Raw genomic sequence first — 15,253 nt, 5'->3', positions numbered from 1 at the left:
AAATGTTTGGAACCGCTGTAAGGCGCGGTCGGTCCCCTCCGTTCGGCCCCTCGAACCCGTTGCCCGGTGGCGCAAGGCGCCCCACCGAGAGGAGAGCCGATGCGTTGGTCTTTCGCCCCCGCTTCCACGTTTCGTGCGTCGATCGTCGTCATGACCCTGGCCCACGTCCTCGCGGGCTGCGCCTCGGCTGGCGCGCCGAAGGCCATGGAGCCCGGGGCGGCCCGCGAGTCCGCCATGGCAGGTCAGGCCTACCCCGCGAGCGAGCAGGCTCCCCAGGCCTACCCCGCGGCCCCGCGCGACCAGCCCTCCGCTCCGCCCCCTCCGCCCGCCGGGGGGCCGATGCCCGTGAATCCCGTGGTCTCGCCCGTCGCTCCTGCGCCCGTCGCGACCCAGCCCGCCGAGCCGCAGGGGACCGAGCACTACCAGGATCACGGCGTGAACCCCGTGGTCGACACCTCGCGTGATCGCCTCAGCACGTTCGCCGTCGACGTCGACACCGCCTCGTACAGCATCGGCCGACGTATGCTCAACGGAGGGACGCTGCCGCCGTTCGCTTCGGTTCGTGTCGAGGAGTACGTGAACTACTTCCGGTACGGCTATGCGCCGCCGGCCCAGAAACCGTTTGCAGTCTACACGGACGCGGCGCCTTCTCCCTTCGCGGCGGGGCATCACCTCCTGCGCGTCGGGCTCCAAGGCAAGAAGATCTCGGCCCAAGAGCGCGTCCCCGTGCACCTCGTGTACCTCGTCGACACGAGCGGCTCGATGCAGGGGCAGGATCGCATGGAGCTTGCCAAAAAGAGCCTCAAGATCCTCACCGACAAGCTCGTCAAGGGTGACACGGTCGCCATTTGCACCTACGCCGGCGGCGTCCAGAAGCTCCTCGATCCGACCGGAGCCGAGAACAAAGATGCCATCATGTCGGCGATCGACCGCCTCCGCGCGGGCGGCTCGACGGCCATGGGCGATGGCCTCGCGCTCGCCTACGACCTCGCGAAGAAGACGCTCGTTCGAGGTCACGTCAGCCGCGTGGTCGTCCTGTCGGACGGCGACGCCAACGTGGGGCGCACCTCCCAGCAGGAGCTCAAGAAGATCATCGCCGGTCACCGCGGCGAGGGCATCACGCTCTCGACGGTGGGCTACGGCTCCGGCAACTACAAGGACGCGCTGATGGAGGCCCTCGCCGACTCGGGCGACGGAAACTACACCTACATCGACTCCGAAGAGCAGGCGCGCCGGGTCTTCGGCGAGCAGACGAACGGGCTCCTCCAGGTGATCGCGCGCGACGTGAAAATCCAGGTCGAGCTCGACCCGAGCGTGGTTCGCACCTACCGGCTCGTCGGCTACGAGAACCGCGACATCAAGGACCGCGACTTCCGCAACGACAAGGTCGACGCCGGTGAGGTCGGGGCGGGCCACACCGTGACGGCCGTCTACGACGTGGTGCTCACTCGCACCGACAAATCTCCGGTCACGGTTCGTGTGCGGCACAAAGCCCCGCGCGGTGGCGAGCAGGCCGAGGAGAGCGTCTTCCCGATGTCGACCTCGAGCATCGCGCCCTCGTTCGAGGCTGCCTCCTCGGACTTCCGTTTCGCCGCGGCGGTGGTCGGGTTCGCCGAGGTGCTCCGCAAGAGCCCTCACGCCGCCGAGACACGCTTCGACACCCTCGCGCGGATCGCCTCGAACGCGAGCGACGGAAAAGCCGAGCGCTTGGAGCTCGTCGGGCTGGTCGCGAAGGCCGCGCAGCTCTCGGGGCAGCGGGTGGACGTGGGCGCGGTCGGAGTCGGCGTCGCCAAATAGCGCGCGGAGCATCGACCAAAACGAAGAGGGCACCGCGGAGTTACCCGGGGTGCCCTCTCGTCGTCTCTGCGAGCGCGGTCGTGCGCTCAGCCGAGGCCTTCGAGGAACCCGCGTACGTCGAAGCCTTGCGCCTCGGCGCGCGAGAAGAACTCACTCGCCTTCTTCTCGCTGCGGGGCACCCCCTGGCCTCCGAGGTACATCGTCCCGAGCGTCGCGCTGGCGCGCCCATGACCGACCTCGCTCGCCGCCTCGTAGAACTTCGCGCTCACCTCGAAGTCCTGGGCGAACCCGAACGTGCCCATCGCGTGGAACGCTCCGAGGTTGTAGAGGGCGCGCGGGTGGTTCCGCTTCGCGGCCTCCATGAGCCACACGACGGCGCTCGGCTCGTCCTTCTCGGTGCCTTGGCCGGTCGACGCGAGCGCGAAGATCTCGAACATGGCGTCGGCGTTTCCGGCGCTCGCCGCGGCCGAATGAAACGCGTAGCTCGCCTTCTTGTCGCGCTTCGTTCCTCGCCCGTGGAACGCCATGAGCCCGAGCAGGTACCGAACGGCGCCCACCGGATCGCCGCCCTTAAGGGCCTTTTTTGCCCATTTTTGGGCGGCCGCGTAGTCCTCGTCGTTCCAGTACGCGTTCATCGCGAGCGCGAACGCTCCCTGATCGGAGCCGAGCCGAGCGGCCTCTTCGTAAGCGGCGAGGGCCGCTTCGTGGTCCGTCTCCACGCCCCAACCGTTGTCGAGGCAACGGCCGAAATCGACCCACGCCTCGGCGTGCCCGAGCTCACCCGCTCGACGAAACGCGAGCGCCACGAGGCCGAGATGCGACTCGGCGCGCGTACCTTCCGTGATCGCCGAGAAGAGCTCGACGCCCTTCTGGTGAATGGCCACCCCGTCTTCGCCCTGGAGCAGCGCGCGGAGCTCGGTCGCCAACGTCGTCGGCGTAGCGAGCGCGCTCGTGGCCTTGCCGCGGGTCTTTGCGAGCGACGGAGCGGCCTTCTTCGGAGCAGCCTTCTTCGGAGCAGCCTTCTTTGGAGCGGCCTTCTTCGGAGCGGCCTTCTTCGGAGCGGCCTTCTTCGGAGCAGCCTTCTTCGGAGCGGCCTTCTTCGGAGCAGCCTTCTTCGGAGCGGCCTTCTTCGGAGCGACCTTCTTCGGAGCGACCTTCTTCGGAGCGACCTTCTTCGGAGCGGCCTTCTTCGGAGCGGCCTTCGCCCGCGCGGGGCTCGGCTTCTTCGTTGCCGGCTCATTCGCGGAGGCTTTGGCCTTGGAGGTCGTCGGGGTCTTCGTCTTCTTCGCAGACGTCTTGGCAAGAGCCTTCGGCATGCACGCACGTTACACGGAAACGCCGCGCGCGCGTGCCTTCGTTCGTGCGCCGTCGCGCCCGCTGACACGAAGCGCACATCGCCGGTACGTGTAGGCCAGCCGTTCGCGGCCTCGCCTCCCTTCGTCCAAACGAAAACGGCGAGGTCCTCGAGAGACCTCGCCGTTCGAGCGTGGCGTCAGCGCACTACGCCGAGCACTCGGCCATCATGATCGGCGGCGAATGCAGCATCGTGATCTCGGGCGACGCGGGCGACGTGTCTCGCGCCATCTCGAGCGCCTCGGGCATCGAACGCGCCGTCTCGTAGCCGAGGAGCTTCGGGATGTACTCGTTGTCGGCCCCGACCACGATGACGCGACCCAAGTGCTGGCGCCCCGCCTCGCCCCAGTACCACATGAAGAACGGGTGGGTCGGGTGGTAGGCGTGCCCCGTGCGGTACATCTGGATGTACGCCGGGTTCTGCGAGAACTTCTTCTCGTAGCGCTTGTGGAGCTCCATCGCGTCGCGCGTCTCGGGGAGCAAGTTGTGCACGAACTCGATGTACGGAGCGTGGTGCTCCTTGTCGAACTGGTCGGTGCACGGGTGGGTGATGATCATCGTCCCTCCCTTTTTGACGAGCGGCGAGCCCTTGTAGAGGTTGAAGAGGTACCCCTGGGCCATGACCTGCACGAGCAGCGGGTTCAAGAACGAGTTCACGTTGTACGGGCTGATGTACGGAATGCCCGACACGAGGATGTCCGCCTGCCCCTTGATGGGCACCAGGTACTGCTCGTAGGCCTTGCGGAGCGTGTGCACGTGCACGGCCTCGGTCTCGCCCGCGAACACGCCCGTGACCTCGTACGGCGACGGCACACGCTGGAAGATGGCCTCGCGCGCGGGCTGAGGCACCTTCGACAGCGTGAACGTGAGCGCCTTCAGCGCGGCGCGCTCGCTCGTCGTGAGATCGTCCTCGTTCTTGGCGAGGAACTCGAGCGGCCGATCGAACATGCGGTTGTTGATCGTCGTCTCGATGGTGAAAACATTGAGCTTTTTGTTCGCGAGCCGCCCCATCCGCTCGACGCTCGTGGCCAGCGCCGACGACGACGGATCCATGTACGAGTGGCAGTTGCGCATCGTCTTCGGGTTGTGATGCGCGCGGAGGCTCTTGTACCCGCAGAGGCCGACCGCGACCGACTTGTGCCCGCCGTCCATGGGGACGAGGTTCAGGTTCACGTAGATGAGCAGATCGCTCTCGACGGCCTTGCGATTGAGCTCGACCACCTCGCCGAGCTCCGTCTCGCCGAGCTCGACCATCCCCTTCGGATCTTCGGCGTCGTGGTTGTAGAGGCGGTCCGGGTAGTACGCGTTGAAGATCTTGTCGCCGACGATGTGGCGGATCTCCGGGCCCGTCATGCGGCGATGCACGCTCGTCGCGATGATCATCTCGATGTCCTCGACGCCGTGATCGGCGAGGAGATCGAGCACGACCGTGAGCACGCGCTGGCGAACGTCGGGGGCGCGCATCGGCGGGAGCGGGAGCGAGATGTCGTCGATCGCGATGACGACCTTCATGCCCGGGCGGAGCTTCGCGTGGAGCGGGTCCGAGTTGTACGGGTGGCTGATGGCGTAGCGAATGGCCGCGTCGACGTCCTTCAGGCCGGCGAGCGGCGGCTTCGGGTAGAGCACGCGCGTGCCCGCGGGCATGTCGACCTCGACGAGGCGGTCGCCGGAGAAAATGGTCCGCGGGGCGCTGCGCCGATCGAGCGTGACGCACAAGGGGTGGCTCATGGCGCCGCGTCCTACCACGCCTTTTCGCGCGTGGCGATGCGGAGGGGATTTCGCAGGAGCAGAACGCTCCTGGAGCCCTCCCGGAGCCTCCGAGGCGGACGACGGATCGTCGCCAGCCTCTTTCCGACCCAAGGCGCTCCCGGCAGCCGCTCGCGCTCAGTTTCGCGAGACGCAGCGCACGTACGCCGTGGTCGTCGCGGGGTCGACGGTCTTGATCTCGCCCGTGCCGAAGTCGACCACGAACACCTTGCCCTCCGGGGTCCGGCTCATCGTCCAGAAGAGGCCGCCGGGGGTGCGGGGGAACGCGTTCAGGTCGATATGCACCGGCTTGCCGAGCACCGTGGTCGGCTGGTTGTCGAGCAGGGTCGCGAGCTCGCGCACCGTGGGGAGCGACGCTCCGCTCGACGCCGGGCAGCGGGCGTCTGCGAGGGCGACTGGGGTCGGAGTAACCACCTTGCTCGGCATGCCACGCTGCCAGCTAAAGCCCGTGTTCGTGTCGTCGATGAAGTCGTCCGTCGAGAGGTAGGCCCCGTACTGCCCGGGCGGAGCGTCCGCGTGCAGCACCGCAGGGAGCACGAGCACCGCCGAGGCCAAGGCCGCGGAGCGTAGCCAGGTCATTTGACGCATAGGACACCCCGTTTCGCTCCGCCGCTCGCCGCCTGACGGAACGTCGTGCCCGTAGCGAAGTCCATGATCCACAAGGAAAATCCGCCATCGGTCTCGCGGGATGCGGTCGACGACCAGAACGCGAGGTTCGAGACCGTCTGCCCTCCGAACGCGTCGTCGCGCACGTAGCCGGCGTCCCGCGGCTTCGACGGCTCGAGCAAGCTGACGAGCTCGATACGCGTCGGCACGCGAGCGCCGACGGCCGCGCACTCGGCCCGCGCCCCCTCGAAGCTCGATGGGGCTCGCTCCGAGTTGAAGGCGATCCAGACGCGCCTGGACACCGTCTCGAACGTGCCCGTGACGAGGGGCGAGCCCGCGTCGGGCACGGTGACGAACATCTGCGTGTCGCTCGGGAGAGGATCGTAGACGAGCAAGCTCCTCACGGGGGAGCCGTCCGGGAAGCTGGCCGCGTCGACGAGGCCGCCGGTCGTCGCGGGCATGCGGAAGTTCACCCAGTCCGACGGCGTGGAGCCATCGGGGAAGGGGATCGACGTGTCGGGCGCCTCTCCGTCGTCCCTCGCGTCGGGGGCGCCGTCGGGGAGGCTGCCGTCGGACGCGTCGGGGATCGTCGACGCGTCGGTGCACGGGTCCCCGTCGTCGCAGTTCTTCAGCTTGTCGAGGCCGAGGAGCTGCTGGCACGCGGCGAGCGAGAGCAGCACGAATGCCCCCGTAGCCAGGCCGAAGAGCGGCTTAGAACGTGCCATGAAATCCCCCACCGGCTCCGGCGACGTACGGCTCGAGCGTCAGGCTGCCTTTTCGCACGCGCACGGTGCTCGGCGACAAGAGGCCCGCCACTCCGACCACCACGCCCACGCCACCCACCACGAACGCGACGGTGCTCACGTCGGCCATCGCGCGCGCCGTCGTGAGGTCGCTCGCCGCGGTGGCGCTGCATTCGTTGTTCTCGCACTTGAGGTCCGCCTTCTTCGAGATGGCCAAAATTCCGGCCACCGAGCCCACGGCCACGCCCGCCGCGCCCACCGCGAAGCCGATGGGGACGAGCGGCGAGATCCGCTTCTCTTCGACCCACTCGTCGGGCTTCGCCACGATCGGGCCCTCGTCGGGCCTCTTGGCGACGGCCTTCGGCACCTCGGGCTCGAGCGCGATCTCTTTGGCGCCTCCCTCGGGCACCTCGAGGGTCGCGCGAGCCTCGGTGCCCTCGTCGATGCGGGCGGTCACCACGTGTTTGCCAGGGTTGACCTTGCGCCCCTCGAGACCGGCGACCGGCACCACCACGTCGTCGACCTTGATCACCACAGTGCGGTCGGCCGGGGCCTTCACCTTCACGGTGATGGAGGCGATCTTGGGTCGCATCTCCTCGGCGATTTTCGAGGCCTCGTCGCGCGCTTCTTTGGAGCGGGTGGTCTCTTCGCGCGTCACGGGCATGCGACCGATCCCGAGGCACACGTCGCGGGCTTCGAGGGGCTGCTTCAACGCCACGTGTGTCCTCGCGAGCTCGATGCCCGTGATGGGCGTGTGCGCCAGCGCGTGCGCCGCCCGGAGCTTCTCGAGCGCTCCGGCGAGGTCGCCCTTGTCGCGGAGCTCGCGCCCTTTGACGATGAGCTCGCGCGCCGTCTCGAGGTCGGCCGCGCTCGCCGCAGGCTGGGCCCAAGCCACACGCGGGGCCGCGAGCATGGACGCCGAGAGGAGGGCGGCCGGGAAAGCTAAGTGCCTGATATATTTAATAAAGAGGGTCATTCGGGGGGGGCGGAGGGGGCTTGGGGGCAGCTTGGGCGCTCGCCGACGCCGACGCGTGGGGCTTCGTTCCGCCGTGACCCGTGGGGCGAGCGGAGGGCGCGGCTGTAACGCTCACCGACGGCATCGGCGCGAGGCCTACGGGGGGCAACGCGGCGGAGCCCGAAGCGCTGGGCAGCGCGGCCGTCGCGCTCGAGGTGGTGGTGGTCGCCGAGCTCGTCGCGCTCGGGTCTGGCCTACCGGCGGTCGAGGGGCTCGGGGCACGCATCGCGAACGCGGCGACACCCACGATCGCCGCGACACCCACGGCCGCGGCGACGAGCGGCCCGACCTTCTTCGATCGCGCCGGCTCCATCGAGGTGCTCGTGGCGAGCCCCTGCGTCGACGACTCGACCCCTTCGGCTCTCTTCGCCGGCGCCACCGCGAACGGGGTGTCCATCTCGGCCGTCTTCGCGAACATGGCCGCGTCCGACACGGGAGCCGAAGGTGGCACCTGCGAGCCCGGGACGATCGAGTGACCCGCCTCGGCGAACGCGCGCGAGAGCGCATCGGCCATCTCTTTCGCCGACGAGAACCGCCCCGCGACGTCCCTCGAGCACGCGCGCTCGAACCACGCGTCGAGCGAGGGCGGCAGCTCCGGAACCTTCTCGGTGGGCTTCGGGAGCGGGGCGCCGTGGATCAAGATGGCGAGCGCGCCCATGGTCTCGGCCTCGAAGGGGCGCACTCCGGTGAGCGCTTCGAACGCCACCACGCCGACCGCCCAAAGATCCGACTTGGGCCCGATGTCCTTCGCGCCCACGATCTGCTCGGGGCTCATGTAGTACGGTGAGCCCATCACGGCGCCCGTGCGGGTCGCGCTGTCGATCTTGGGCGAATCGACGCCTTTGGCGATGCCGAAGTCGAGCAGCTTGACGAAGAACTCGCCGCCCTCGCCCTCGGTCAGGAAGATGTTGTTGGGCTTGATGTCGCGGTGGACGATGCCCTTGGCGTGGGCCTTGTCGAGCGCACGGCCGAGCTGCGTCACGAGCTGAACCACGGCCTTCGGGGCCATTCGCCCGTGGTGGTGCAGGTAGTCGCCGAGGTCCTCGCCCTCGAGGAGCTCCATGACGATGTAGGGCATGCCGTTCGACGTGCCATGGTCGAACGTCTGCACCACGTGGGGGCTCTTCACCTGCGACGCCGCGGCCGCCTCGCGCTCGAACCGGGCCATGGCCTCGGGGTTCGTCGCCAGGTCGCCCGTGATGAACTTGACGACCACGTCGGTGCGCAGCGCCAGGTGCTCCGCAACCCACACCGTTCCCATCCCACCCTCGCCCAAGGGGCGGGTGAGCCGAACGTTCGGGGTGACCATCATGCCGGGTTCGGGCTGGGACACGGGGCCTCTCGAGGCTACCACAGCCTCTCGGAAAGAATGCGGGACTGCTCGGGCCGCTGCAACTTCTTTGCCGCACGCCGATCCGAGCGGCACGAGGAGAAAGGCCTCCTGTGCCACGTGGCACATCCCGCGGCCGGATCGGATTGTCGTGAGGTGCCGAAAGTCCATGCGATTCTCGGCGCTTCCCGCGAGGCGATGTCCCATTTCCCGTCGGCACGGGTCGTGCTTAACCTCGAGGTGCGGCCTTCCGCGAAGGAGCTTTCCCCATGATGTCCCGCACATTCGCCCTCGGCGCTGCGTCCTCGGTCGTGCTGGCCTCGGCCGGTCTGGCCTGCTCGGCGGCCAGCGAGAGCTTGTCCTTCGAGTCGGCGCCGGGCTCTACCAATGCCGACGCCGAGGCTGCCCGCGCGCCCAACGCCGATCAGAAGCCCGAGTTTGCAGACTCCGGCGCCGGAGCCGCCGCTCCTCCCAACTCCCTCGAGAGCGGCATCCTCCTCGTGAACGCGACGCGCAGCCACTCGGCCTTCCGCGTCTGCCCACCGAGCGGGGAGGACACGCTCAGCCGTAGCCCCATCGCGCCGGTCCCGACCTCGCTCATGCCTCGCTCGAACCTCGCTGGCGTCGATGTCGGGGGAGCCGTGGCGCTCGATCCCGTCCCCGAGCTCGCCAACCTCGACACGATGCTCGTCCTCCGCGTCGACGGCGAGACGAAAGAGCGCCTCGCCGAGGGGCTCCCATGCTCGAAGGTCGCCTGCGTCCAGAGCGGCGGAAAGTGCCTCGGCGCTGGCAAGGTCGCGCGTGTCCCCGTCGTCGACTCGCTGGGCCAGCCCGTCTCCTCGGCCTTCTCGAGCCCCGGGCGCATCCTCGCCCTCCGCGATGACGGCCCGCGAGGTCTCCGCTTCGAGGCGATCCCCATCCAGAGCCAAGCCCTCTCCCAGGGCAAGCGCATGGCCGTCGACTACCGCAACCTCTCCGAGTTCAAGGGCGAGGTCACGTTCACGGGGCCCAACGGCAATACCATCGCCGTCGAGCCGGCCCGGAGCGTGATCGTCGACATCGGCAACGACTTCACCAAAGAGACGTTCACGGCCGGGGCGTACAAGGCGTCGCTCTTCGACATCCACCAGTCGTCCGATCCGCGCGTGGCCATCGAGTCTTTCTTCGCTTCGCCGGGCTCGTTTGCGCTCATCCTGGTCGGTGTGTCCACGCCGCCTGCGAGTGAGCCGGAGCGTGGCCTCCGCTTCCTCGCGGTCCCCGTGACGGCCCCGAAGCGCGTGCCCGCACCCCTGCCCGACGCCGGCGCTGGAGATGGGGCGACGGATGGCGCAGCCGACGCCAAAGCGGACTGAAGCGCAGCTTTTCGGGTAGCCTCGAGCTTTGGAGGTTCCTATGCGAACGACGTTCGAGCGTGCCCTCGTGCTCGCCGTCCTGGTGTCGGGATGTGGTGCCTTGCCGTCGCCCGACCGGCAAGACGGTCCCGCGGCTGCCGACGGCGGTCCGGAGACGGGCGAGCTCGGCATCGACGGGGGCCGGCCCCCCACCGCTCCCCCTCCGAGCCTCCCGATGGTGCTCGTGCACGCGTCGCGTACCTTCCCTGCGTTCCGGCTCTGCCCGGCGGGGGGCGAGGCGGACGCGTTGGTCAGCAAGGCCGTCGAGCCTCCGTATCCCACGGCGCGCATGCCCGGGTCGAGCCTCGCCGGGGTCGACGTCGCCGGAGCCGTCGCCCTGCCGCCGCTCGTCGGGGACGTCTCCGAGGTCGTCCTCATCCCGCTCGACGCCGACACGAAGTCGAACCCTTTGCTCGAGCGCGGCAGCTGCCGATCGCTCGTATGCGGCGGCTCGGGCGGTCGATGCATCCCTCCCTCCAAGCTTCGTCGCGTCGCGGCGCGCAAGGTCAGCGGCGAGCCCGACGAGCGCGCCTTCAGCCGCCCGAGCACCGTCCTCGTCCTCCGCGACGACCCCTCCGCGCCCGGCGCCGTGTACTTCGAATCGAGGCCGGTCCCCCGCGGCCAACAAGAGACTCCGCCGCAGGACAAGGTCTCGTTTTTGTTCGATAATTTTTCCGACTTTGGAGAGACCGTCACCTTCGCCGGGGGAGGGGGCAGCCAGGCGTTGACCTCGGGCTCGGAGGTCTCGGTCCGAGGCCCCGTGTGGGAGGCGATCACGTTCAAGGCCGGGCCCCTCGAGGCGAGCCTCGTCGACGTCCACCGCGCGAGCGACGTCGGCACCGACATCGACGCGTTCTACGCCCGCCGTGTCTACTACGGCCTGTTTCTCCTGGGCCTCACCGCTCCGAAGGTCGGCGAAGAAGGGCGCGCGCTCCGCTTGGTCGCGTTCCCGCTGCCCCCCGCGTCGTCCTCCGCCCCTCCCGACGCCGGCATCGACGACGCGGGGCTCGACGCTGCTGCGCTCGACGCGGGCTCGCCGTCCGACGCTTCTCCTGACGCTCGTTGATCTCCCGACCGAGCCACTCCGGGCTCGGCGACCCGTAGGTCCTTTCCTTCGAGGTGCCCCATGCGTGCTCTGTCCTGGTTCATGTCGCTGTCGCTGTCCGCTGCGACGCTCTCGGGTTTCGCGGCGTGCTCTCCCGCCGACATGATCGATCCCCGTCCCGGTTCCGACGGCGGCACCCGCGATGCGGCACCTCCCACCACGCCCACGGGATCGAGCGACGCCGACGGTGGACCCGCGCCAGAGAACAAGGGCCTGAGCCTCGCTCCCCGAGGGATCGTGCTCGCCAACGCGACCCGGAGCTTCGCCGCCTTTCGTCTCTGCAAAGCGCGCCCTGGCACTGCCACGGCGCTCAGCCTGAGCGCCTCGCAGCCCATCCCGACGACCCTCATGCCGCGCGCGAACGTGTCGGGTGTCGACGTCGCGTCGGCGGTCACGGTCGATCCCCTCCTCGAGCTCGACTCCGACACCGAGGTCATCGTGCTCAAGATCGACGAGACGACGAAGACGGAGCCCGGCCTCGAGACGAGCGCGTGTCGGCAGCTCGCCTGCGTGCAGTCCGGGGGCCAATGCCTCGGTCCCGAGCGTGTGCGGCGGGTGCGCGTCGCCACCCGCGCAGGCGAGGCCCCGATCGATCGCCCGTTCACCACACAGGGCACGCTGCTCGTGCTCCGCGACGACGGCTCGGGCCTGCGGCTCGAGGCCTCCCACATCGTGGCTCCGCCCCCGGGGCACGTCGGCGACCTCGACGTGGCCGTACGGGATCTGTCTCTCCCTCCCGAGAAGGACCCGGAGCTCCGGCTCTCGGGGCCCGCCGGCAAACACCCGACCTCCCTCGATCTCACGAACCCGGATTGGACATCGCTCCGGATCACGTACGGAGCCCACTCCGAGCTCCTCTCGACGATCCACGAGTCGTCCGACCCGCGTCGTCCGCTCGCAGCCTACTTCGCGGCCGAAGGCCCCTACGTGTTCCTCCTCTTCGACGCCCCTCCGGGAGCTACCACGCCGAAGCGCTTCGTGGCCGTACCCATGGAGGGCTTCCCGAAAGAGGCCCCGAACGGCGACGCCGGCCTCTCGGACGGCGGCCCCGGTTGACATCTGCCCCGAAATCCCGAAGAAAGCGGCCGTGCCTTCTGCCAGCTACTTCGACGTGGACGGGACGCTCCTCCGGACGAACCTCATCCACCCCACGGTCTACTACCTCCTCAACCAGAGGACGCCCTTCCGCAGCTTCCTCAAGGTCGCGAAGGCCGTCGTGCGCGCGCCCGAGATGGCGTTCGCCGAGTGGAAAGACCGCCGCCTCTTCAACGAGGCGCTCTTCTCGAGCTACGAAGGCATGTCCGAGGATCGCCTCATGCTCCTCGCCGACGACGCGTTCGACACCGTCGTGAAGCCCGCGCTCTTCCCCGCCGCGAAGGACCTCGTCTCGCGCTGCCGCGACGAAGGGCACGAGGTGGTCATCGTGTCGGGCGCGCTCGACTTCCTCATGGAGCGACTCGCGAAGCACCTCGGCGCGACGCACGTCATCGCGAACCGCCTCGAGATCAAGGATGGCTTCGCCACGGGGCGGCTGCTCCGTCCGGTCGTCGCCGGCCCCGAGAAGGCGCGCCTCATTCGCGAGCACGCCAAGTCGAAGAACCTCGATCTCGGCGAGTGCTACGCCTACTCCGACAGCTACTCCGACGTCCCCATGCTCAGCGTGGTCGGGCACCCCGCCGTGGTGAACCCCGACAACAAGCTCGAGCGCCTCGCGCAAGCCTACGGCTGGCCCACGATCCGCCTCGACGTGGCCAAACGGGCGAGCTGATAGCGCCGTAACCTATCGATACTGTTCGGTTTTTTTAGGTTATTTCCGGCCGAGCCGCGCGGCGATCTTGGCGACCGCGAGCGGCACGTCGGGGCGTTCGTCGTCGAAGCCGGCCATCGGGCACGTGCGCGCGGCGATGAGCTTCGGCACGGTCTCGAGCGTGTAGGCCGTGGGGTCGAGCCCTTCGTGCACGTCGTCCCAGGCGAGCGGAAACGAGACCGTCGCGTCGGGCACCGCGCGCAGCGAGTACGCGCACACGAGCGTGCGTGTCGGGCCGGTTTGCCCCGTGTCCACGTACACCTTCGCGCCCCGCTTCTGGGGTGCTCGCTCCATCGTCGCGAGGTCGGGGTGGGCGTCGACCACGAGCCTCCCGAGGAGCTGCACGAGCGCGCGGGCCGTGTCGTAGCTCTGGCCGGGCCCGAGCGGGACGAGCACGTGGAGCCCCGTCTGGCCCGAGGTCTTCGGGAACCCGACGAGCCCGATCTCGCTCAAAATGCCCTTCAACGTGTGTGCGAGGCGCGTCGCCACCGCGAGGCTCGACAGCTTCACGTCGAAGTCGATGGCGACGTAGTCGCACCTCGCGAGGCTCGTGGCCTTGCACGAGAACACGTGCACCGGGATGGCCCCGAGGTTCGCGATGTAGAGGAGCGTCTCCGTGTCGTCGACCAAGAAGCCGCGCTTCGTGCGCTCGGGCGACTCTTCGTCCGAGAAGGCCACGGTGCGCACCCACGAGGGCATCTGCGGCGGCACGTTCCACTGGAAGAAATTCTTGCCGTGGATGCCGTCGGGGTAGCGCACGAGCGTGACGGGGCGCCCACGCACGTGAGGCAAGAGCGCCTCGGCGACGGCGCGGTAGTACCCGACGACGCGCGCCTTCTCGTAGCCGCGCTCGGGGAAGTAGATCTTTCCCGGGTTCGTCACCCTCACGACACGCAGCGCGTCTCGTGTCACCCCGTGGGCGATCGGCGGCGCGACGACCTTCGGCCCGAAGAGCACACGCACGAAGGTGCCGTCCCCCTGCCTCGGTTTGGCCGCGAGCGCGCGGAGCCCGTGATCGAGCGCCAAGGCGCGTGCGAGCCGCTCGTCACCCGGGAGCAGCACGCTCTTTTGCACGAACCCATCTCCGCGCAAGAGCGCATCGAGGGTCGCGCGTCGTGCGTCGAAGGGCAAGCCGACGCACGTCGCCCGTCCGATGCTCGAGACCTCGTCGACGACGAACGTGACCGGTGCCGTGACCAAGGCCTCGTGGCTCGCGCCGGTCGCCACACGTCGAGCCCTCTCCGCCAACACCGAGACGCTCGGTTTCCCCGCCGCGTCGAACGCCACGATCGTGCCCTCGAGGGTCACGCGCTCGGGCGCGAGGGCGCGCAGCGATCGCACGATCTCCGGGTAGAACTCGGCCACGTCCTCGCCGCGAGGCTCTTCGGCGACCGTGATCCGCACGACGAGCTCGTCCTTCTCGGCGCGCACCCGCAGCCCTTCGAGCACGACCTCGTACACGTGGGTCTCCGACGGGGGGAGCGCGTCGCTCTCCCAGAACGCCGAGGCCCGCGCCTCACCCTCTGCCGCCCCTCGCGCGAGCAGCGCGTGCTCGCACGCCTCGCCGAGCGCGCGCCTCGTCTCGAGCTCCGACACCGTCAGCCCCGAGAGCACGGAGCGCTCGAGCCGCGTCACGTCGTCTTCCTTGGCGACCCCTGGGATCGCGTACGGATCGCGCTTCTTGAAGAGCAGCCACGCCTTCGGATCGTTCTTCAAGCGCACGAGCGCCCAGCGCCCTCGGAGCTTCCTCCCCGAGAGCATCATGTCGAGCTTGCCCGTGCGGAGCCCGTCCTCGCTCGGCCCTTCGAGGTACCTCACGGCGCCGCGATCCCACACGATCATCGGGCCACCTCCGTACTCGCCCTCGGGGATCACGTCCTCGAAATCGAGGTACTCGATCGGGTGATCCTCGGTGTGAACGGCGAGGCGTTTCTCCTCGGGATCGAGCGAAGGGCCGCGTGGCACGGCGAAGCTCGCGAGCACGCCGTTGGCCTCGACGCGCAGGTCGTAGTGGCTGCGCGTGGCGTCGTGGAGGTGAACGACGAACGCACCCACGAGCGTGCGCGCGCCCTCACGTGCGCCTTCGCCGAAGGGCTCGTTCGTGACCTCCGCGTCTCTCTTCTCTTCGTACGTCGCGCGCGGCTTCGGCATTCCTCTGACGAGTCGTTCATGTTTCGTGGCGGTGCGCCATCCGACGCGTGCACTGCGTCACGCCTCCGGGCTGCGTAACGCTTCCGACTTTACACGCTCACGCCGCGTAGAGGGCTGCGCGTATGGACCCCATGTGGGTCGTACCCCCGCGGAATCACGCGCGGCACGCCCCTTGTATGAGAGACCGT

General features: G+C 68.9%; 12 protein-coding genes. 5 read left to right on the top strand and 7 right to left on the bottom strand.

Going from position 1 to position 15,253, the window contains the following annotated elements:
* Window positions 1-99: 99 nt before the first annotated feature.
* Window positions 100-1,797: a von Willebrand factor type A domain-containing protein gene (locus IPK71_34975; GenBank protein ID MBK8218963.1), complete on the top strand. Its 1,698-nt coding sequence runs from the start codon at window positions 100-102 to the stop codon at window positions 1,795-1,797.
* Between the two features lie 86 nt (window positions 1,798-1,883).
* Here the strand turns inward: IPK71_34975 and IPK71_34970 are convergent, their stop codons facing one another.
* From IPK71_34970 to IPK71_34945, 6 genes are all read right to left on the bottom strand, one after another.
* The gene (locus IPK71_34970; GenBank protein ID MBK8218962.1) at window positions 1,884-3,113 is read right to left on the bottom strand and encodes a sel1 repeat family protein; all 1,230 of its coding nucleotides are present in this window, start codon (window positions 3,111-3,113) and stop codon (window positions 1,884-1,886) included.
* Window positions 3,114-3,297: 184 nt separating this feature from the next.
* A complete protein-coding gene (locus IPK71_34965; GenBank protein MBK8218961.1) occupies window positions 3,298-4,878 on the bottom strand; it encodes a DUF2088 domain-containing protein in 1,581 nt (526 codons plus the stop codon).
* Window positions 4,879-5,034: 156 nt separating this feature from the next.
* A complete protein-coding gene (locus IPK71_34960) occupies window positions 5,035-5,496 on the bottom strand; it encodes a DUF1566 domain-containing protein (GenBank protein ID MBK8218960.1) in 462 nt (153 codons plus the stop codon).
* Window positions 5,493-6,248, bottom strand: a complete 756-nt coding sequence (locus IPK71_34955; GenBank protein MBK8218959.1) for a DUF1566 domain-containing protein — start codon at window positions 6,246-6,248, stop codon at window positions 5,493-5,495. The genes IPK71_34960 and IPK71_34955 overlap by 4 nt, the downstream gene beginning before the upstream one ends.
* A complete protein-coding gene (locus IPK71_34950) occupies window positions 6,235-7,179 on the bottom strand; it encodes a hypothetical protein (protein MBK8218958.1) in 945 nt (314 codons plus the stop codon). Before IPK71_34950 ends, IPK71_34955 begins: the two co-directional genes overlap by 14 nt.
* 46 nt (window positions 7,180-7,225) lie before the next feature.
* Window positions 7,226-8,614 carry a serine/threonine protein kinase gene (locus IPK71_34945; GenBank protein ID MBK8218957.1) on the bottom strand — a complete coding sequence of 463 codons (1,389 nt, stop codon included), beginning with the start codon at window positions 8,612-8,614 and terminating at the stop codon, window positions 7,226-7,228.
* A gap of 266 nt (window positions 8,615-8,880) precedes the next feature.
* Here IPK71_34945 and IPK71_34940 point away from each other — a divergent pair, with 266 nt between their 5' ends.
* The 4 genes from IPK71_34940 to IPK71_34925 are packed head-to-tail and all read left to right on the top strand — an operon-like array spanning window position 8,881 to window position 12,875.
* Window positions 8,881-9,963 (top strand): hypothetical protein, encoded by a 1,083-nt coding sequence (locus tag IPK71_34940; protein MBK8218956.1) that lies wholly within the window; start codon window positions 8,881-8,883, stop codon window positions 9,961-9,963.
* A gap of 40 nt (window positions 9,964-10,003) precedes the next feature.
* On the top strand, window positions 10,004-11,068 hold the full coding sequence (locus tag IPK71_34935; GenBank protein MBK8218955.1) for a hypothetical protein: 1,065 nt from the start codon (window positions 10,004-10,006) through the stop codon (window positions 11,066-11,068).
* Window positions 11,069-11,128: 60 nt separating this feature from the next.
* Window positions 11,129-12,163 carry a hypothetical protein gene (locus IPK71_34930; GenBank protein ID MBK8218954.1) on the top strand — a complete coding sequence of 345 codons (1,035 nt, stop codon included), beginning with the start codon at window positions 11,129-11,131 and terminating at the stop codon, window positions 12,161-12,163.
* A gap of 31 nt (window positions 12,164-12,194) precedes the next feature.
* Entirely contained in the window at window positions 12,195-12,875 is a 681-nt protein-coding gene (locus IPK71_34925) for an HAD family hydrolase (protein ID MBK8218953.1), read from the top strand.
* A gap of 39 nt (window positions 12,876-12,914) precedes the next feature.
* On the opposite strand, the gene IPK71_34920 is transcribed toward IPK71_34925, so the two are convergent.
* Window positions 12,915-15,065 carry a hypothetical protein gene (locus IPK71_34920; protein MBK8218952.1) on the bottom strand — a complete coding sequence of 717 codons (2,151 nt, stop codon included), beginning with the start codon at window positions 15,063-15,065 and terminating at the stop codon, window positions 12,915-12,917.
* Between the last annotated feature and the right edge of the window lie 188 nt (window positions 15,066-15,253).

This window comes from Myxococcales bacterium (assembly GCA_016712525.1).
Lineage (GTDB): Bacteria > Myxococcota_A > Polyangia > Polyangiales > Polyangiaceae > JAAFHV01.
Note: the sequence above shows the minus strand (reverse complement) of the source record. Positions and strands in the feature narration are given on the sequence as shown.